General features: G+C 70.6%; 15 protein-coding genes. 2 read left to right on the top strand and 13 right to left on the bottom strand.

Going from position 1 to position 18,707, the window contains the following annotated elements:
- Positions 1-50: 50 nt before the first annotated feature.
- From OG828_RS38275 to OG828_RS38220, 12 genes are all read right to left on the bottom strand, one after another.
- Positions 51-1,466, bottom strand: coding sequence for an MFS transporter (locus OG828_RS38275; protein ID WP_328503762.1), 1,416 nt, complete (start codon positions 1,464-1,466; stop codon positions 51-53).
- Positions 1,467-1,517: 51 nt separating this feature from the next.
- Entirely contained in the window at positions 1,518-2,075 is a 558-nt protein-coding gene (locus tag OG828_RS38270; protein ID WP_328441362.1) for a TIGR03086 family metal-binding protein, read from the bottom strand.
- Positions 2,072-3,040: a sigma-70 family RNA polymerase sigma factor gene (locus OG828_RS38265; protein WP_328441361.1), complete on the bottom strand. Its 969-nt coding sequence runs from the start codon at positions 3,038-3,040 to the stop codon at positions 2,072-2,074. Before OG828_RS38265 ends, OG828_RS38270 begins: the two co-directional genes overlap by 4 nt.
- A 109-nt stretch (positions 3,041-3,149) precedes the next feature.
- Complete coding sequence (locus tag OG828_RS38260) at positions 3,150-4,244, bottom strand: pseudouridine synthase (protein ID WP_328367274.1); 1,095 nt, start codon at positions 4,242-4,244, stop codon at positions 3,150-3,152.
- Between the two features lie 11 nt (positions 4,245-4,255).
- Positions 4,256-4,906, bottom strand: coding sequence for an SMC-Scp complex subunit ScpB (scpB, locus tag OG828_RS38255; RefSeq protein WP_328367272.1), 651 nt, complete (start codon positions 4,904-4,906; stop codon positions 4,256-4,258).
- Positions 4,903-5,964 carry a segregation and condensation protein A gene (locus OG828_RS38250; protein WP_328503761.1) on the bottom strand — a complete coding sequence of 354 codons (1,062 nt, stop codon included), beginning with the start codon at positions 5,962-5,964 and terminating at the stop codon, positions 4,903-4,905. The genes scpB and OG828_RS38250 overlap by 4 nt, the downstream gene beginning before the upstream one ends.
- 18 nt (positions 5,965-5,982) lie before the next feature.
- Positions 5,983-6,567 carry a hypothetical protein gene (locus OG828_RS38245; protein ID WP_328367266.1) on the bottom strand — a complete coding sequence of 195 codons (585 nt, stop codon included), beginning with the start codon at positions 6,565-6,567 and terminating at the stop codon, positions 5,983-5,985.
- Positions 6,552-7,688: a ParA family protein gene (locus OG828_RS38240; RefSeq protein ID WP_210574614.1), complete on the bottom strand. Its 1,137-nt coding sequence runs from the start codon at positions 7,686-7,688 to the stop codon at positions 6,552-6,554. Before OG828_RS38240 ends, OG828_RS38245 begins: the two co-directional genes overlap by 16 nt.
- A 415-nt stretch (positions 7,689-8,103) precedes the next feature.
- Complete coding sequence (gene ald, locus OG828_RS38235; protein ID WP_328367263.1) at positions 8,104-9,228, bottom strand: alanine dehydrogenase; 1,125 nt, start codon at positions 9,226-9,228, stop codon at positions 8,104-8,106.
- 130 nt (positions 9,229-9,358) lie between these two features.
- On the bottom strand, positions 9,359-11,416 hold the full coding sequence (locus OG828_RS38230) for a tetratricopeptide repeat protein (RefSeq protein WP_328503760.1): 2,058 nt from the start codon (positions 11,414-11,416) through the stop codon (positions 9,359-9,361).
- 161 nt (positions 11,417-11,577) lie between these two features.
- On the bottom strand, positions 11,578-12,204 hold the full coding sequence (locus tag OG828_RS38225) for an NUDIX hydrolase (protein WP_328503759.1): 627 nt from the start codon (positions 12,202-12,204) through the stop codon (positions 11,578-11,580).
- 83 nt (positions 12,205-12,287) lie between these two features.
- Positions 12,288-13,976 carry a CTP synthase gene (locus tag OG828_RS38220; protein ID WP_328367256.1) on the bottom strand — a complete coding sequence of 563 codons (1,689 nt, stop codon included), beginning with the start codon at positions 13,974-13,976 and terminating at the stop codon, positions 12,288-12,290.
- Between the two features lie 459 nt (positions 13,977-14,435).
- On the opposite strand from OG828_RS38220, the gene OG828_RS38215 reads away from it, so the two are divergent.
- Both OG828_RS38215 and OG828_RS38210 read left to right on the top strand, forming a co-directional pair.
- The gene (locus tag OG828_RS38215; RefSeq protein ID WP_328367254.1) at positions 14,436-16,238 is read left to right on the top strand and encodes a glycoside hydrolase family 15 protein; all 1,803 of its coding nucleotides are present in this window, start codon (positions 14,436-14,438) and stop codon (positions 16,236-16,238) included.
- A gap of 95 nt (positions 16,239-16,333) precedes the next feature.
- The gene (locus tag OG828_RS38210) at positions 16,334-17,716 is read left to right on the top strand and encodes an FAD-binding oxidoreductase (RefSeq protein ID WP_328503758.1); all 1,383 of its coding nucleotides are present in this window, start codon (positions 16,334-16,336) and stop codon (positions 17,714-17,716) included.
- Here OG828_RS38210 and OG828_RS38205 read toward each other — a convergent pair.
- Positions 17,703-18,662, bottom strand: coding sequence for an LLM class F420-dependent oxidoreductase (locus tag OG828_RS38205; RefSeq protein ID WP_328503757.1), 960 nt, complete (start codon positions 18,660-18,662; stop codon positions 17,703-17,705). The genes OG828_RS38210 and OG828_RS38205 overlap by 14 nt on opposite strands.
- Positions 18,663-18,707 lie beyond the last annotated feature (45 nt).

Below are 18,707 nucleotides of genomic sequence, written 5' to 3'. Positions count from 1 at the left end.
GACTAATAGTCACCACGACTATAAAGGGGGCGACGGGACTGTACAACCCCTCAACTGGCCCCGCGCGACGGCGCGAACGCCGCGGCCGCCGCTCCGATCGCCGCGATCCCCGCCGTCACCCACAGCGCCGGACCCGCTCCGTCGACGAACGTCTCCGGTGTGGCGTAGCCGCCGTACGTCGTGAACACGGCCGCGGCGACGGCCACTCCGAAGACGCCGCCCAGCTCGCGCAGCGCGTTGTTGACCCCGGCCGCCACGCCGGCGTCACCGAGCGGCACGGACGCGGTCACCGCGTTGGCCACGCTCGGGAAGACCATGGAGATGCCGACGCCGGCGATGATCAGCGGGCCGACGAGACGGTCGTATCCGACACCGGGTTCGACCTGCCAGGCCAGCAGTGCGAGGCCGGTCGCCTGCAACACCAGGCCGCCCAGCATGAAGGGCCGGGTCCCGTAGCGGTCCGCGAGGGCGCCGGCGATCGGCGCGATCAGGAGCGGCGTGGCGTTCCACACGAGGATCCGTACGCCCGCCTCCAGCGGGTCGTAGCCGAGCCCGAGCTGGAAGAGCTGCATGATCATGAACAGGGCGCCGAGCAGCGAGGCGAACAGCAGGAAGGCCGAGGCGTTGGCGGTGGAGAAGGAGCGCCGACGGAAGTACTCCAACGGCAGCATGGGATAGCGGGCCCCCTTCCACTCCCACCTCAGGAAGGCCGCCACGAACACCACACCGACGGCCAGCGCGGCCAGTGTCTCGGCGCTCCCCCAGCCCACCTCGGGCGCCCGCACCGGCGCCCAGGCCAGGCCCGTCAGCCCGACGGCCACCAACACCAGTCCGACGATGTCGAGTTGGGGCCGCGTGCCGTAGCTCTCGCGCAGCCTGGTGGCGGCCAGGGGCAACATCGCAATACCGATGGGTACGTTCAGCCAGAAGATCCACTGCCAGGACAGCCCCTCGGTCACCGCACCGCCGAGCACGGGTCCGGCGGCCACACCGAGCCCGGTCACCCCGCCCCACACCCCGATCGCCACGCCCCGCTTCTCCGCCGGGAACGCCTCGCTGATGAGGGTCAGGGTGAGCGGAAGGAGTACGGCCGCCCCGGCGCCCTGCACCGCGCGCGCGGTGATCAGCTGACCCGGTCCGCTCGCGAGGGCCGCGGCGGCGGAGGCCAGGGTGAACAGGGCCAGCCCGGCGACGTACATGCGCCGCCGTCCGAAGCGGTCGCCGAGCGCGGCGCCGGTCAGGGTCAGACAGGCGAAGACGAGGTTGTAGGCGTTGATCGTCCACTCCAGCTGGGACAGGCTCGCCCCGAAGTCGGCCCGCAGCGCGGGCAGCGCGGTGGCGACGACCACGACGTCCAGGGAGCACAGCAGGGCCCCGAGCCCGGCGAGGATCACCGTCCACGCGCGCAGGGGTGGTGCCTTGGCGGTGGGCGCGGTACCGAGGGGGACCTTGAGGGTCTCGGTCATGGCAGTGCCTTCCGTGAGTTCTTGAGGTCACTCACGGAAGGCAGACCGGGCTCACCCCGGAAAGGAATCGCGGCGCCCTAGGAACGCCAGCAGCCGTGCTTCCGGCCGCGCGGACCTGGGCACGGCGAGCTGCGCGGCGAACCGCACTCCCCGGTCCGCGTCCGCCACGACATGCCGGGCGACGGGCAGCAGCTCGAGCGCGAGCGGGCCCGGGATGTGCCGTGGCCGCCCGCAGGCCTGGGCCACGTCCCACCCGTGCACGGCGATCTCGACGGCACCCACGGCGGCCATCACCCGCACGTCCAGCGGCCGTTCGCCGACCAGGACCGGGTCGCGGGGACCGGACGCCGCCCAGGCGCCGAGCACCGCGCACGCGCGCGTGCGGACGCCGCACGCCGGGTCGGCTCCGGGCCGCGTGGGCACCAGCGCTATCCGCCCGCCGGTCAGCCCCTCGTGCAGCGCGTCCAGCGAGTCACCGAGATGCCCGAGCAGACCCTCCAGGTCCCACTCCGCACACGGCGTCCGACGCCCCAGCCCCGCCCGCTCCACCCCGGCCACGCACCCCAGCGCGTAGGCGAGCGAACGCTCCAACAGCTCCCCGGAGCTCACGTCACCACCTCCGGCATCCCGAAGCGGTCGAAGAGTTCGAGGAGTCCCGGATCGATGAAGACGGTCATCCGCGCGACCGCGCCGTCCGACACCGTGAGCACCTGCATCGAGTGCGCCCGGTAGACGCCGTCCGCTTCCCGCTTGTACATCGCCGCGGCCGGCTGTCCGTTCGCGCGCGTGGGCAGCATCCGGACGAGACCCTTCTCGCCCACCCGCGGCTCCAGGAAGCGCAGCACGTTCTTCCTCCCGCTGAACCACTCCAGATGGGGCGGCATCTCCAGTTCGACGCCGTCCTGGAGCAGCTCGGCCAGCGCGTCCATGTCGGCGTTCTCGAAGGCGGCCACGTACCGGTCGAGCACCTCCCGGTCGGCCACGCCCTCCGGTTCCACGACGAGGTCCTCGTCCGGGGCCACCTCGTCGAGCCGGGCACGCGCGCGCTGGAGGGTGCTTTTCACGGCCGCCGTCGAGGTCCCGAGGAACGCGGCGACCTCGGCCGCCCGCCACGCCAGCACGTCCCGCAGAATCAGCACGGCCCGCTGCCGCGCGGGCAGGTTCTGCAGCGCGGCGACGAGCGCGAGCCGCAGACTGCCGCGCGCGGCGACGACGGTCGCGGGGTCGATGAGCGCATCCGGCAGCGGCTGCAGCCACGGAACGTCCGTCACAGGCGCCCTCAGCGGCTCCTCAGGCGCCTGAGACGGCGCCCCGAGCCCGCGGGGCAGCGGACGGCGCGTACGGCTCTCCAGCGCCGTCAGACACGTGTTGGTGGCGATCCGGTGCAGCCAGGTCCGCAGGGAGGCCCGGCCCTCGTAGCCGTCGTAGGACCGCCACGCCCGCAGATACGTCTCCTGCACCAGGTCCTCGGCCTCGTCGACCGAGCCCAGCATCCGGTAGCAGTGCGCCAGCAGCTCCCGCCGGAACGGATCCGTCAGCCGTACGAACTCCTCGCGGTCCGTCGTCGCAGCCATGCCGCTCCCTCCGTCACCCATGAAGACCGCGGGGAGCGCCAAAACGAATCGGCCGGCCCGGAAGAAAATCCGGGACCGGCCGTCACGTGTCGCTTCTGGAGATCGACTTCTAGAGATCGACTTCGTTCATCAGCATCCCGACCTCGGTGTTCGACAGCCGTCGCAGCCAGCCCGACTTCTGGTCGCCCAGGGTGATCGGGCCGAAGGCCACGCGCACCAGCTTGTCGACCGGGAAGCCGGCCTCCGCGAGCATCCGGCGCACGATGTGCTTGCGCCCCTCGTGAAGAGTGACCTCCACGAGGTAGTTCTTGCCGGTCTGCTGGACGACCCGGAAGTGGTCCGCGCGCGCGTAGCCGTCCTCCAGCTGGATGCCGTCCTTGAGCTGCTTGCCCAGGTCACGCGGGATCGGGCCCACGATGTGCGCGAGGTAGACCTTCTTCACGCCGTACTTGGGGTGGGTCAGCCGGTGCGCCAGCTCGCCGTGGTTGGTGAGCAGGATGACGCCCTCGGTCTCGGTGTCGAGCCGCCCGACGTGGAAGAGCCGCGTCTCGCGGTTCGTTACGTAGTCACCGAGGCACTGACGCCCCTCGTTGTCCTCCATCGTCGAGACGACACCGGCGGGCTTGTTCAGCGAGAAGAACTGGTACGACTGCGTGGCGACGGTCAGCCCGTCGACCTTGACCTCGTCCTTCTCCGGGTCGACCCGCTTGCCCTGCTCCAGGACGATCTCGCCGTTGACCTCGACCCGCGCCTGCTCGATGAGCTCCTCACAGGCACGCCGGGAGCCGTAGCCCGCGCGCGCGAGGATCTTCTGCAGCCGCTCGCCCTCCTGCTCGGCGCCCGGGAAGGTCTTGGGCGGCTTGACGTCCTTCTTGCCCGCGTACCGCTCGCGATTGCGCTCCTCGGCCCGCGCGTCGTACTCACGGGACGTGGCCGGAGCCCAGCGCCCCCGCCCGGAGCCCTGGCCCTGGCCCTGCTTGGGCCCGCCCTTGGCGCCCCCGCGCGCGGAGCTGCCGCGCCCGGACTTCGGGCCCTCATGGCTCCCGCCGGGGCCCACGTCGTAACGGCGCTCCTCGGGGCGGGGCTTGCTGGGACGGCCCTGACCCTGGCCCTGCCCCTGCTTCTGGTCCCTGTTGTTGCCGGCACCGCGGTTGTTACCCCGCCCGCCGGTCCCGCCACTCTTGCCGCTGCCGCTGCTTCGCATCAAAGTTCCGTCTAGTCGTCTGCGTCGTCTGCACCGGGCGCATCGGGTGCGTCCGGGTCGAACGACGGCACCCCTTCCTGGGTCTCGGCCTCGATCGCCTCCGCCTCCGGGAGGAAGGGCGCGAGCTCCGGGAGCTCGTCCAGACCGCGTAGGCCCATCCGCTCCAGAAAGTAGTTCGTCGTCGTGTACAGGATCGCACCTGTTTCGGGTTCCGTGCCCGCCTCCTGGACGAGGCCCCGTTGGAGGAGGGTCCGCATGACCCCGTCACAGTTCACTCCGCGCACCGCCGAGACCCGGCTGCGGCTGACCGGCTGCCGGTACGCCACGACCGCGAGCGTCTCCAGCGCCGCCTGCGTGAGCCGGGCTGTCTGCCCCTCCAGGGCGAGCCGCTCCACGGCGGGCGCGAACTCGGGGCGGGTGTAGAAACGCCAGCCGCCCGCGACGAGCCGCAGCTCGAAGCCGCGCCCCTGCACGGTGTAGTCGTCGGCCAGCTCCCGCAGCGCCTTGGTGATCTGCCGCTTGGGCCGCTCCAGTATCTTCGCGAGGTGCTCCACGGTCGCGGGTTCGTCGACGACCATGAGGACGGCCTCCAGGGCGGGCTTCAGCTCCAGATCGGCGACGGCACGCAGCCCGGCCGGCAGCTCGGTGGTGTCCTCGCTCACGCCTTCTTCTCCTCGTCCTTGGGCGGCTCGGGCGGCCGGTCGAACTCGTCGGTCACCATCGGCTCCGCGTCCCCCTCGCCGGTCCAGCGCACCATCAGCTCCCCGAGGGCGGTCTCCTGCTCCAGCGCCACGGCCTTCTCCCGGTACAGCTCCAGCAGCGCCAGGAAGCGGGCTACGACCGTCAGCGTGTCCTCGGTGTCCTCGATCAGCGAGCGGAAGCTGGCCTCACCGAGTTCCTTCAGGCGCGCGACCACGATCCCGGCCTGCTCCTGCACGCTGACCAGCGGTGCGTGGATGTGGTCGACGTACACCTGCGGCTTGGGCTTGGGCTGCATCGCCTTGATGGCGAGCTTGGCGAACCCTTCCGCCCCGATGCTGATGACGACCTCGGGCAGCAGCTCGGCGTGGTGGGGCTCCAGTCCGACCGTACGGGGATAGCGGCGTGCCTCCTCGTCCAGCCGGCGGCTGAAGATGTCGGCGATCTGCTTGTACGCGCGGTACTGCAGCAGCCGCGCGAAGAGCAGGTCACGCGCCTCCAGAAGCGCGAGGTCGGCCTCGTCCTCGACCTCCGCCGACGGCAGCAGACGCGCCGCCTTCAGATCGAGCAGCGTGGCCGCGACGACCAGGAACTCGGTCGTCTGGTCGAGATCCCAGTCCGGGCCCATCGCCCTGATGTGCGCCATGAACTCGTCGGTGACCTTGGACAGGGCCACTTCGGTGACGTCGAGCTTGTGCTTCGAGATCAGCTGGAGGAGCAGGTCGAACGGCCCCTCGAAGTTGGACAGCCGAACCTTGAAGACACCGTCGGACTCACCACCGTCCTGCGGGACCGACTCGACGACCTCGGGAACCACAGGTTCCGGCGCCGGGACGACCACCTCAGGAACTACAGGTTCCGGCTCCGGGACGACCACCTCAGGAGCCTCAGGTTCCGGCTCCCCGCCCACCGGCTCCGCCTCGGAAACCGGCTCGGCCCGCGGACCACCCGGTCCCCTCCCCAGCGCACGCCGACGCCCGGCGGAGCCGGACGCGGGGGCGGGAAGGTCGTTCGAGGTCATAGCCCCCGCAGGCTACCGCTACCGCCCACGGAGCCGGCGTACGAGGATGCTCGCGTCCCCACGGGACTCCAGGTCGGCCAGCACCACGGCCACCGCCTCACGCACGATGCGCCCGCGGTCGACCGCAAGACCGTGCTCACCGCGGAGCACCAGCCGTGCGTGCTCCAGGTCCATGAGTTCCTCGGCGGACACATACACGGTGATCTTCTCGTCGTGCCGCTCCCGCCCGCTGGGCCGACGCGCGGCGGCACGGCCCCCGCGCTTGCGGGGCTGAGCGGACGCGGCCGCCGCACCAGCGCCAGAACCTTCCTGCGCCCCCTGACGTCGCGCGGAGCGCTCCGCGGCGGCGGACCGGATACGGGACTCGCCGGCGTCGACCGACTCCGCGTCGGCCGCGGCATGCTCGGCCCCGTCGCCGTCACCGCCCTGCGCGGGCACCGACTGGGGCGCGTCCTCCGCGGCGGCGGCGTCGCTCTCCCCCGCCGGAGCCGGCACCCGGGCCTCACCGTTGGCCTGGCGCCGGGGAGAGGACGACTGAAGCGCCATCCCCCCTGTCGTACGGAACAGTTCGTCGGCCCCCGGCAGACTCACTCGGCGTGACACCGGGCGAGCACCTCCCTGGCGAGCTGGCGATAGGCGGCGGCACCGACGGAGTTGGACGCGTAGGTGGTGATCGGCTCACCGGCGACCGTGGTCTCCGGGAAGCGGACAGTGCGGCCGATGACCGTGTGGTAGACGTGATCGTCGAACGCCTCGACGACACGCGCGAGCACCTCACGGCTGTGCACGGTGCGCGAGTCGTACATCGTGGCGAGGATCCCGTCGAGCTCCAGCTCCGGGTTGAGCCGCTCCTGGACCTTCTCGATCGTCTCCGTCAGCAGCGCCACGCCTCTCAGGGCGAAGAACTCGCACTCGAGCGGCACGATCACCTTGTGAGCCGCCGTCAGGGCGTTCACGGTGAGCAGGCCGAGCGAGGGCTGACAGTCGATCACGATGTAGTCGTAGTCGGCCATCAGCGGCTTGAGCGCCCGCTGCAGCGTGGACTCGCGCGCGACCTCGGACACCAGCTGTACCTCGGCGGCCGACAGGTCGATGTTGCTCGGGAGCAGGTCCATGTTGGGGACCGCGGTCTTCAGGAGCACCTCGTCGGCCGCCATGCCCCGCTCCATGAGCAGGTTGTAGACGGTGAGGTCGAGCTCCATCGGATTGACGCCGAGACCGACCGACAGCGCGCCCTGCGGGTCGAAGTCCACGAGCAGGACTCGGCGTCCGTACTCCGCGAGCGCGGCACCCAGGTTGATGGTCGACGTCGTCTTGCCGACGCCGCCCTTCTGGTTGCACATCGCGATGATCTTCGCGGGACCGTGGTCGGTCAGCGGACCCGGGATCGGGAAGTACGGCAGCGGCCGTCCGGTCGGGCCGATGCGCTCACGGCGCTGGCGGGCAGCGTCGGGCGCGAGCGTGGCCGCGTACTCGGGGTCGGGCTCGTACTCCGCGTCGGGATCGTAGAAGTGCCCGTCGGGCAGTTCGTCGTAGTCGGCGAAGTGGTTGTGGGGCGCGCCACTTCCGTCGCCGGCCATGGCGTTCACGTGATGGCCATCCATGCTCTGGTGTGCTGGCTGAGTCACACCTGACTTCAGGTGACTCTGTTGGGCTGCGAAGGTGCGCACCGCTACGGAGCCGACAGCCTCGAACCCCGCGGGGCGCTCGGCCCGTGCAGGCATTCCTGGTTGACCACCCCCGGGAGAAAATGTCGACTCATTCACAAGTCGTCTTACCTCCTTGGTGACCAGGAAACTTCTAGACAGGTCAGCGTGGCACCATGCCGACGGTTGGCGACTCTATGGCGTGTCGGGCGTCCGCAGCAACACAATCCGCCGGACCCGGCAGGATGTGTCGGCAATGAAACATCCCTCTGTCAAGGGCGTACGGCCGTCGCACGGCAGGTTTCACCGGTGTACGAATCGGTTCAAGGGTTACGTTCGAGGCGAGTTGACCGAGAGCCGCAAAGTGACCATACACACACCCGGCCGGACCTTGTCGGGCAAGGTCCGGCCGGGTGCGCGGCGTTGACGACCTGTGTTGACGTATCGCCTTTACGAAAAGGTGACTTAGCCGCACGGGCCGGTCCGGCGCGGCTCAGCCGAGCAGCGACTCCAGCTCCACGTGCTCCACCCCGTGCGCCTCTGCGACCTCGCGGTAAACCACTTTGCCGTCATGGGTGTTGAGGCCCTTGGCGAGCGCGGGGTCACGGCGCAGCGCCTCGACCCAGCCTCGATCGGCGAGCTCCACGATGTACGGCAGCGTCGCGTTGGTGAGCGCGTAGGTGGAGGTGTTGGGCACCGCGCCGGGCATGTTGGCGACGCAGTAGAAGACCGAGCCGTGGACCGGGAAGGTCGGCTCGGCGTGGGTGGTGGGACGCGAGTCCTCGAAGCAGCCGCCCTGATCGATCGCGATATCGACAAGGACACTTCCCGGCTTCATCCGCGAAACGAGCTCGTTGGTGACGAGCTTCGGCGCCTTGGCGCCCGGGATGAGCACGGCACCGATGACGAGGTCGGCCTCGAGGCACGCCTTCTCGAGTTCGAAGGCGTTGGAGACGACGGTCTGGATCTTCGTGCCGAAGATCTTGTCGGCTTCCTTGAGCTTGTTGATGTCCTTGTCGAGCAGGGTCACGTGGAAGCCCATGCCGATGGCGATCTGCGCGGCGTTCCAGCCGGAGACGCCACCGCCGATGACCACGGCCCGGCCGGCCAGCACGCCGGGGACACCGCCGGGCAGCACACCGCGGCCGCCGTTGGCGCGCATCAGGTGGTAGGCGCCGACCTGCGGGGCGAGCCGGCCCGCGACCTCGGACATGGGGGCGAGCAGCGGGAGGGCACGGGTGGGCAGCTCGACGGTCTCGTAGGCGATCGCGGTCGTCCCGGACTCCAGCAGCGCGTCGGTGCACTCCTTGGACGCGGCCAGGTGCAGGTAGGTGAAGAGCGTCTGGTCCTTGCGGAGGCGGTGGTACTCCTCGGCGATGGGCTCCTTGACCTTCAGCAGCAGGTCGGCGGTGGCCCACACCTCGTCGGCGGTGTCCAGGATCTGAGCGCCGGCGGCCACGTACTCGGTGTCCGGGATCGAGGAGCCGACACCGGCGTCGTGCTCGATGACGACCTGGTGGCCGTGGCGCACCAGCTCGTGCACGCCGGCGGGGGTGATGGCCACCCGGAACTCGTTGTTCTTGACCTCGCGGGGGATGCCGACCTTCACGTCGATCACGGTCCTTGGCTCAGAGGGTGCATTACAAGACTTACCCGGACGTGCGTGGGCACACCGGGAGACACCGCAGGAGAAGGCGCGGCAGAGCCAGTCTAATGAAGGCGTTCCCGCTGTCTAGCCTTTCATTGCTTCAATCTTCGTCGGATGTACTGCGGATTTCGCAGGCGTTAGGGCCTTGTTCCGGCTCTGGATCACTCTCCGGGAGCTCCTCACCCAGCATGCGCTCGGCCGCCCCGCGATGCAGTCGGGCGGCGGTGGAGTCGCCGAGCCGGTCCAGCGTGTCGGCGAGCCTGAGCTGCAGCGCGGCCTGCAGCCGTACGTCCTCGGCGCGGCGGGCCCACTCGATCGCCTCGTGGCAGGTGCGCAGCGACTCCTCGGGCCGTCCCGCGTACTCCTGGACCCGTGCCAGCTCGCTCAACGCCCTTGCCTGGGCGGCCACATCGCCGTTCTTGCGGTAACCGGCGACCGCGGCCCGCCAGCAGCGCTGCGCCTCGCCGTAGCGGCCCGCATAGGTGTGGGCCGCGGCGATACGGCCGTACAGCCGGGCGACGTCCTCGCGCTCGTCGCGCGCCAGCCGCTCGGCGAGGGCCCGGCCGAACCAGTCGGCGGCCCGGTCGTAGTCCCCCAGCTCCTGGTGCGCGCCGCCTACGGATTCCATCGCGCGCCCGGTCGCATACGGATCGTTCGCTTCGCGTCCGGCGTCCAGAGCCGCGCGATAGCGGACCAGCGCCTCGGCCGTGCGGCCGGTCTGTGCGTCCAGATCACCGAGGTTCAGCAGCGCGGCGGCCTTCTCGCGGGGCAGCTTGCGGCGCTCGGCGACATCGAGGACCAGGCGGTGGATGTCGTACAGGTCGGATGCGGCGGCCCGGGTGCCGAAATGCGCCGCCATCGCCCGCACCAGCTGGGCCATCAGGCGCCGCGCCAGCGTGTCCAGCTCCCCGTCGGCGACCGCGAGCCGCGCCGACGCGAGCAGGGCGGGCCTGCGGACGGTCAGCCAGTCGGCGGCCGCGCGCGGGCTGGGGAAGCGCAGGGAGCGCGGCATGCCGACGAGCTTCTCGCGGGCGAGCGGGCTGTCGGTCTCGGTGACCGCCCGGCACGACTGCAGCAGCCGTACGGTGCGCTCCAGCATGCGGGCGCGCGCGAGCTGGAGCTCGGCGGGGCGGTCCTGGGTCTCGGTCAGCGCCTTGAGCAGGGGGTGCAGACAGCCGGGGACCTGGTACTGCGGCAGCGGCGCGGGCACGCTCCGCAGCAGGCCGAGGGAGACCAGGTCGTCCAGGGCGGTGTGAGCGCCGTCCACCGAGCAGCCGGCGAGCGCGGAGGCGGTGTGCGGGTCGACCAGGCCGGCCGGGGCGAGGGAGAGCAGCCGCAGTATCCGGGCGGCGGTGCTCGGCAGGGACGCGTAGGCGAGCCGGAAGACCCGGCTGAGCGGCGTGCCGTCGTCACCCTCCGCATGCAGCTGCTTGGCGAAGTCGGCGACGGCCGCCTTCGGGCGGGCGGCGAGCCAGCCGCCGGCCAGCATCAGCGCGGCGGGCTGGGCCTGGCACTCCTCGACGAGCCCTTCGGCGGCCCGCGGGTCGACGGTGATGCGGACCGAGCCGGTGTGCCGGGACAGCAGTTCCACGGCCGACTTGGTGTCGAGGCCGCCCAGGGTGCACGGGCGGACGTCCGCGATGCCGGTCAGCGGGCCGCCGGACACGGCGACGACCAGGCATTCCGCGGTGTCCGGCAGCAGCGCGTCGACCTGTTCCGCGGTGGCGGCGTCGTCGAGCAGGAGCAGGACACGCCGGGCGGCGAGGGCGGTGCGCAGCACCTCGGTCAGGTCGTCGTCACGGGCGCCGGGCGGAGTCGGCAGTTCCAGGGCGGTGAGCAGTTCGCGGGCGGTGCGCTCGACGGGGACGGGGCTGCCGTCGGGCTCGCTCAGGCGCGCTCGCAGCACTCCGTCCCGGTAACGGTCCGCTACCTGCCGTACCAGTTCCTCGGCGAGCGCGGTGCGTCCCGAGCCGGGCCTGCCCGCGATGAGCAGCACGCGCGCGCGGGGGGCCTTGCGGCCGGAGAGGGTGTCGAGTCCCGCGCGCTCGATGTCGGCGCGCAGCTCCTTCAACTCCCGTGTGCGACCCAGGAATCGAGACTCCGCAGCCGTGTGTGCGGACATTCGCACGCCACCGGTGTCCACCGCCTGATCCGTCACGGGCCACACTCCCGTCCCACCACACGTGCCAACCCGCCGGGACTCCGGCTCGGGCATTTTCAGAGCCTAGTTCACGCTCTGCAACGTTCTGTGACGAGCGCGGCGGACACGTCACCCGATCGGATCAGCCGATGGTCACACCGGGTGTGGGCCAACCGTGTTCAGGCCTCGAAGGGACGTGCCGGCCAGGACGCGTCCGCGGGGCGCAGTGCGTCGAGTCCGTCACCCTGCTGGGCGGCGACCAGGGAAAGGACGCCCACGACCAGGCAGTTGTTGTGCAGCTCGCCCGCGAGCACGCCCCGGACGAGCTCGTCGACGGGCACGCGCGCGTACTCCAGCTCGGTCTCCTCGTGCTCGACCTCGAAGCGCTCCCCCTCGGCCTCCGACAGATGGCGGGCGAGGAAGATCCGTACGGCCTCGTCGCAGCCGCCGGGGGTGGTGTAGACGTCGGTCAGCACCCGCCAGTCCTCGGCCTTGACGTGCGCCTCCTCGTACAGCTCGCGCTGGGCGGCGTGCAGCGGGTTCTCGCCGGGGATGTCGAGCAGACCGGCCGGGATCTCCCACAGCTTCTGCCGTACGGGGTGGCGGTACTGCTTGATGAGCAGGACACGGCCGTCGTCGTCGAGGGCGAGGACGGCCACGGAGCCGGGGTGGACCTGGTAGTCACGGCGGACGACCGAGCCGTCGGGCATGACCACCTCGTCGGTGCGGACGGAGGTCTTGTTGCCCACGAAGGGGGTCTCCGTCGCCCGGATCTCCCACTCCTCGGGAGTGTCCTTGATGGTCATGCCGTGTCCTTCCGGATGTGCCAAGAAAAAACCGGGGCGCGACCTTGAAGGTACGCACCCCGGCAACCGTAACAACTGGTGTGTTACTTGGAATTCTTCCGCGCGCCCTCGGCCCGCTGGCGCTCGACAGACGCCTTCACCAGCCCGGCGAACAGCGGATGCGGACGCGTCGGACGCGAGCGCAGCTCGGGGTGCGCCTGGGTCGCGACCAGATAGGGGTGGACGTCACGCGGATACTCGACGTACTCGACGAGCTTGCCGTCCGGCGAGGTGCCCGAGAAGACGATGCCGGCCTTCTTCTCCAGCTCCGCGCGGTAGGCGTTGTTCACCTCGTACCGGTGACGGTGCCGCTCCTCGACGTACTCCTTGCCGTCGTACACCTCACGCACGAGGGAGCCCTCGGCGAGCTTGGCCGGGTACATGCCCAGCCGCATCGTGCCGCCCATGTCGCCCTCGCCCGCGACGATGTCGAGCTGCTCGGCCATGGTCGAGATGACCGGGTGGCCGGTGGCCGAGTCGAACTCGGTGGAGTTGGCGTCCGAGATGTCGAGCAGGTGGCGCGCGGCCTCGATCACGATGCACTGCAGACCCAGGCAGAGTCCGAGCAGCGGGATCTTGTGCTCGCGGGCGTACTTGATCGCGCCGACCTTGCCGAGCACACCGCGGTCGCCGAAGCCGCCCGGGATGCAGATGCCGTCGACATCGGCGAGCTGCGCCTTGGCGCCGGCCGGGGTCTTGCAGTCGTCCGAGGTGACCCACTTGATCTTCACGCGGGCCTTGTTGGCGAAGCCGCCCGCGCGCAGCGCCTCGGTGACCGAGAGATAGGCGTCGGGCAGGTCGATGTACTTGCCGACCAGGGCGAGGGTGATCTCGTGGTCGGGGTTGTGGACGCGGTCGAGCAGGTCGTCCCAGGTCGTCCAGTCCACATCGCGGAAGGGCAGGTCCAGCTTGCGGACGACATAGGCGTCCAGGCCCTCGCCGTGCACGGTCTTGGGGATGTCGTAGATGGACTTGGCGTCGGGGCAGGCGACCACGGCCGACTCGTCGACGTCGCACATCAGCGAGATCTTGCGCTTGATCGCGGTGGGCACCTCGCGGTCGCAGCGCAGCACGATCGCGTCCGGCTGGATACCGATGTTCCTGAGCGCCGCAACCGAGTGCTGGGTCGGCTTCGTCTTCAGCTCTCCCGAGGGGCCGATGTACGGCAGGAGCGAGATATGCACCACAAAGACGTTGTCGCGGCCGACCTCGTGCCGGACCTGGCGGACGGTCTCCAGGAACGGCAGCGACTCGATGTCGCCGACGGTGCCGCCGACCTCGGTGATCACGACGTCGACCTCGTCGGTGGCCATACGGCGGATACGGTGCTTGATCTCGTTGGTGATGTGAGGGATGACCTGCACGGTGTCGCCCAGGTACTCACCGCGCCGTTCCTTGGCGATCACCGTCGAGTAGATCTGCCCTGTAGTGACATTGGCGGAGCCGTCCAAGTCGCGGTCGAGGAAGCGCTCGTAATGTCCGATGTCCAGGTCCGTCTCGGCGCCGTCGTTGGTGACGAACACCTCACCGTGCTGGAACGGGTTCATCGTGCCCGGGTCGACGTTCAGATACGGGTCGAGCTTCTGCATCACGACGCGCAGGCCCCTGGCCTTGAGCAGCATGCCGAGGCTGGAGGCCGTCAGGCCCTTGCCGAGAGAGGAGGCGACACCCCCGGTGACGAAGATGTGCTTGGTCGTCGTGGCTGTGTTACTTCGAAAAACAGCGGGCGGCATGGCCAAGAGGGGGCTCCCGTGGTCGCGGTCTGGGTGGCGTTCCGGGGTTTTTCTCCCACCGGTCCACGGGCTACCAGGGTATCAGCGCCAGGGGGCGGTGACTTCCGGCCACGCTCCGCACACAGGTCGGCACGGACACGTACCGCTCACTTCTTTCTCACCCGTTGCTCACCCGTTCGGCGCACCCACGTTGCCCGGAGCGGCACGCAGATCATCTACGTGCGTCGTATCCTGCTCGGACACTCGCTGCCGAGCCCGGCCGGCAAAACGGCACCACCCCAGCCCGTACCCACCGGAACAACGAGAGCTCGTCAGTTCGTTGAGCAACGACTGTTGTTTTGCCTCATGGCATGAGCGACTGATTTGCTTCATCGCTCAACGACGTATGACAAAGACCCCTTGACCGCACTAGCGACAGCCCCCTTGTGGGGTGACGTGGCCGTTCGACTGGAGTTGCACGTGGCCGGGCGCATCGAAGACTACGCACTCATCGGAGACATGCAGACCGCTGCCCTGGTCTGCCGGGACGGCACGGTGGACTGGCTGTGCCTGCCCCGCTTCGACTCGCACGCCATCTTCGCCGGTCTGATGGGCACCGAGGAGCACGGCTTCTGGCGGCTCGGCCCCGCGCACGCGGCCGACGCCGCGCCGCCCGTCGCGGCCCGGCGCACCTACCGCGGGGACTCGCTGATCCTGGAGTCCGAGTGGGACACCCCGCGCGGCACGGTCCGGGTCATCGACTTCATGCCGCCGCGTGACGGCGCCCCGCAGCTCATCCGGATCGTGGAGGGCGTCTCGGGCCGCGTCCCGATGCGCTCGGCGCTGAGGATGCGGTTCTCCTACGGCCGGATCGTCCCGTGGGTGCACCGGCACGAGGGCCGCACGGTGGCCGTCGCGGGCCCCGACTCCGTGTGGTTCGACACATCCGCCGAGACCTACGGCAAGTCGCTGACGACGTACTCGGACTTCACCGTCGGACCGGGCGACCGGATCGCGTTCACCATCTCCTGGGAGCCCTCGCACAAGGAGCCGCCGCCGCTGCCCGAGCCGGAGCAGTCACTGGAAGCGACCGAGGACTTCTGGCGCGACTGGGTCGAGCACTGCACCTACCACGGCCCCTACCGTGAGGCGGTGATCCGCTCGCTGATCACGCTCAAGGCGCTGACCTACGGCCCGACCGGCGGCATCGTCGCCGCCCCCACCACCTCCCTGCCGGAGGAGATCGGCGGCGTCCGCAACTGGGACTACCGCTACACCTGGCTCCGCGACGCGGCGATCACGCTCTCCTCGCTGCTGCGCACCGGCTACCGCGACGAGGCCCGCGCCTGGCGCGAGTGGCTGCTGCGCGCGGTCGCCGGCGACCCCGAGAACCTGCAGATCATGTACGGCATCGCGGGCGAGCGCGAGCTGGGCGAGGCCGAGCTGGACTGGCTGCCCGGCTACGAGAACTCCGCCCCGGTCCGGGTCGGCAACGGCGCCGCGCACCAGCTCCAGCTGGATGTGTACGGCGAGGTCACCGAGGCCCTGCACCTCGCGCACATGACGGGCCTGGCCCGCAACGACTACGCCTCGCTGCTCCAGCTCAAGCTGATCCGCTATCTGGAGCGGCACTGGGACGAGCCGGACGAGGGCATCTGGGAGGTGCGCGGCCCGCGCCGCCACTTCGTGCACTCCAAGGTCATGGCGTGGGTCGCGGTCGACCGCACGATCAAGCTGATCGAGTCCGGTGACGCGGACGGCCCGCTGGAGCGCTGGCGCGAGCTGCGCGACGACATCCACCGGGATGTGTGTGAGAAGGGTTACGACAAGGAGCGCAACACCTTCACGCAGTCGTACGGCTCGAAGGAGCTGGACGCCTCGCTGCTGCTGATCCCGCAGATGGGCTTCCTGCCGCCGGACGACAAGCGCGTCATCGGCACCATCGAGGCGATCCAGCGCGAGCTGTCCACCGAGGACGGCTTCATCCTGCGCTACCCGACGCAGGGCGAGGACGAGGGCGTCGACGGCCTCCCCGGCGACGAGGGCGCCTTCCTCGCCTGCTCGTTCTGGATGGCCGACGACCTGGCGATGATCGGCCGCGTCGACGAGGCCCGCAAGCTCTTCGAGAAGCTGCTGTCCCTGCGCAACGACCTCGGTCTGCTGGCCGAGGAGTGGGACCCGCGCCTGCAGCGCCAGGTCGGCAACTTCCCACAGGCCTTCAGCCACGTGCCGCTGATCGACACGGCACTGCGCCTGACGGCGTCCGGAGCGTACGGCGGCTAGGACCTGATCTGCCGAACAGCCCTTGAACAGGACTGCCGCACCGCGCCCGCCTAGGCTAGGAGCAAGCGATTGCCCCGGCACGGAAGGGGGCAGCCATGGCTTCCCTCTCGAAGGCGGGCGCGGCCCTCGCCGCGCTGCGTGAGGATCTGATCGGTGAGGTGTTCGCTCCCGGGGATCCCGGTTACGACGAGGCGCGTGCCGTCTTCAACGCCATGATCGACCGGCGGCCCGCGGTGATCGCGCAGTGCGCGAACGTCGACGACGTCGTCCGGGCCGTGCGGTTCGGCCGGGAGCTGGACCTGACCATCGCCGTGCGTGGCGGTGGGCACAGCGTGGCGGGCATGGCGGTCAACGACGGCGGTCTGGTGGTCGACCTGCGCCGGATGCACGACGTGACCGTCCATCCGGGAGCCGAGGCGGTACGGGTCGAGGGCGGGGCCACCTGGAGCCAGGTGGACCGCGCGACCCAGCCGCACGGCCTGGCGACCACGGGTGGCAGGGCCTCCACGACCGGCGTCGGCGGCTTCGTCCTCGGCGGCGGCACCGGCTGGCTGGACCGCTGCTGCGGGCTCGCCGTGGACAATCTGCTCGGCGTGGAGCTGGTGACCGCCGACGGCAACCGGGTGCACGCGAACGCGGACGAGAACCCGGAGCTGTTCTGGGGGCTGCACGGCGGCGGCGGCAACTTCGGCATCGCCACCGCGCTCACCCTGAAACTGCACGAACTGCCCGAGTTCGCCATCGCGATGCTCCTGTACGAGCCGGAGTTCGCGCCCGCGGCCGTCCGCACCTTCCGCGACGTGATCGAGTCCGGCCCGGACGAGCTGAGCGGCGGCGCCCTGTACTTCACCGGCCCGCCCGAGGACTTCGTACCGCCGTCTCTGGTCGGTGAGTTGGTGTGCGGTGTGCTGCTGACGTACGCCGGTGGGGAGCAGGACATGCGCAAGTACGCCGATCCCCTGCTGGCGCTGAAGCACGAGGCGGAGATCGTCGGCGCGATGCCGTACGCCGACGTGCAGTGCATGATCGACGATCCGCCCGGCATGCGGCACTACTGGTCGGCGGAGTATCTGACCGGCGCACCGGACAACTACGTCGCCGTCTTCTGCACCGGCGCCCAGGGCCTGCCCGTACCGACCGGCACCCAGTACGCGCTGCTCCCCCAAGGCGGTGCCATCGCCGCCGGCCCGCACGACTATCCGGTGCCCTACCGTGACGCGCCATGGGCGGTGCACCCGTACGGCATGTGGCAGGACCCGGCGGACGACGAGCGGTGCATCCAGTGGGTCCGCGACGTCCGCGCCGACGCCGAGCCGTGGAGCACCGGCGCGGTCTATCTGAACTTCATCGGCGACGAGGGCCCGGAGCGGGTGATCGCGGGTCTGGGCGTCGAGAACCATCGGCGGCTCGAGGCTCTGAAGCGGCAGTACGACCCGGACAACGTCTTCCGCTTCAACCACAACATCAAGCCTGCCTGAGGGCCGTCAGCGTGCGTTCCCCGCCCGGGTCGCCCGCCGTCGCCGGGACGAGGGCGATCTCGTCGAGGCCGGCCTCGGCGTACTCCTCGGCACGCGCGCGTACGGCGTCGATGTCGCCCACCAGGCCGACCATGCCCGCAGCCTGAGCGGGCAGCGCCCGCACCAGCGTGCCGGGATCGGCACCGGTACGGGCCAGTTCGACGGCCTCCCCGAAACCGGCGGCCTCGAACATGTCGCTGTAGCCCGGCACGGTCAGATAGCCGGCGATGCTCCGCAGGATCTGCGCGAGGGAGTCGGGGTCCGGATCGACGGCGGCCGGCAGCCAGGCGGCCAGGGTCGGTGGCGATGTACGGCCCGCGCGCTCCGCGGCGTCGGTCATCCGGGCGCGCAGGGTGCGGACCTGCTCCGGGGAGACGATGTCGAGCAGCATACGGTCGGCGTGCGCGGCGGCCGTGGCGATCGCGCGGTCGCCGAACGCGGCGACGGTGAGCGGTCCGCCGGGCGGCTGCTGGCGCCGCAGGAAAGCGCTGCCGGGCACGACCGGCTCGCCGTACGCGCCGTGCAGCAGCTCTCGTACGGCGGTCGCGCTCTCCTCGAGTACGGCGGCGGGCCTCACGCGCGGGCGCCCGTGCACGCCCTCGACGACCCGCTTGCTGGAGGTGCCCAGCGCCACCCCGACCGGCCGGCCGGTGACGGCGGCGCAGGAGGCGGCGCCCCGGGCGATCGTGAACGGGTCGCGCACGGACACCGCCACGGGCCCGGCGGTCAGCGCGACCCGCTCGGTGGCCCGCCCGATCGCCGTGGCGAGCACGAACGCGTCCCACGTCGGCCCCTCACCGGCCCACACCTCGCCGTACCCGAGCCGGTCGGCGACCACGGCCACCCTGAGCGGCTCCTCGACGGCACTGTCGTCCTCTCGCGCAACCGCGACCACGCTGAAGTCCATGGCGGCGCGCTTACCCCGCCGCGCTCCCCGCAACCGCACGAAGAT

This window comes from Streptomyces sp. NBC_00457 (genome assembly GCF_036014015.1).
In the GTDB taxonomy this organism is placed as follows: Bacteria; Actinomycetota; Actinomycetes; order Streptomycetales; family Streptomycetaceae; genus Streptomyces.
Note: the sequence above shows the minus strand (reverse complement) of the source record. Positions and strands in the feature narration are given on the sequence as shown.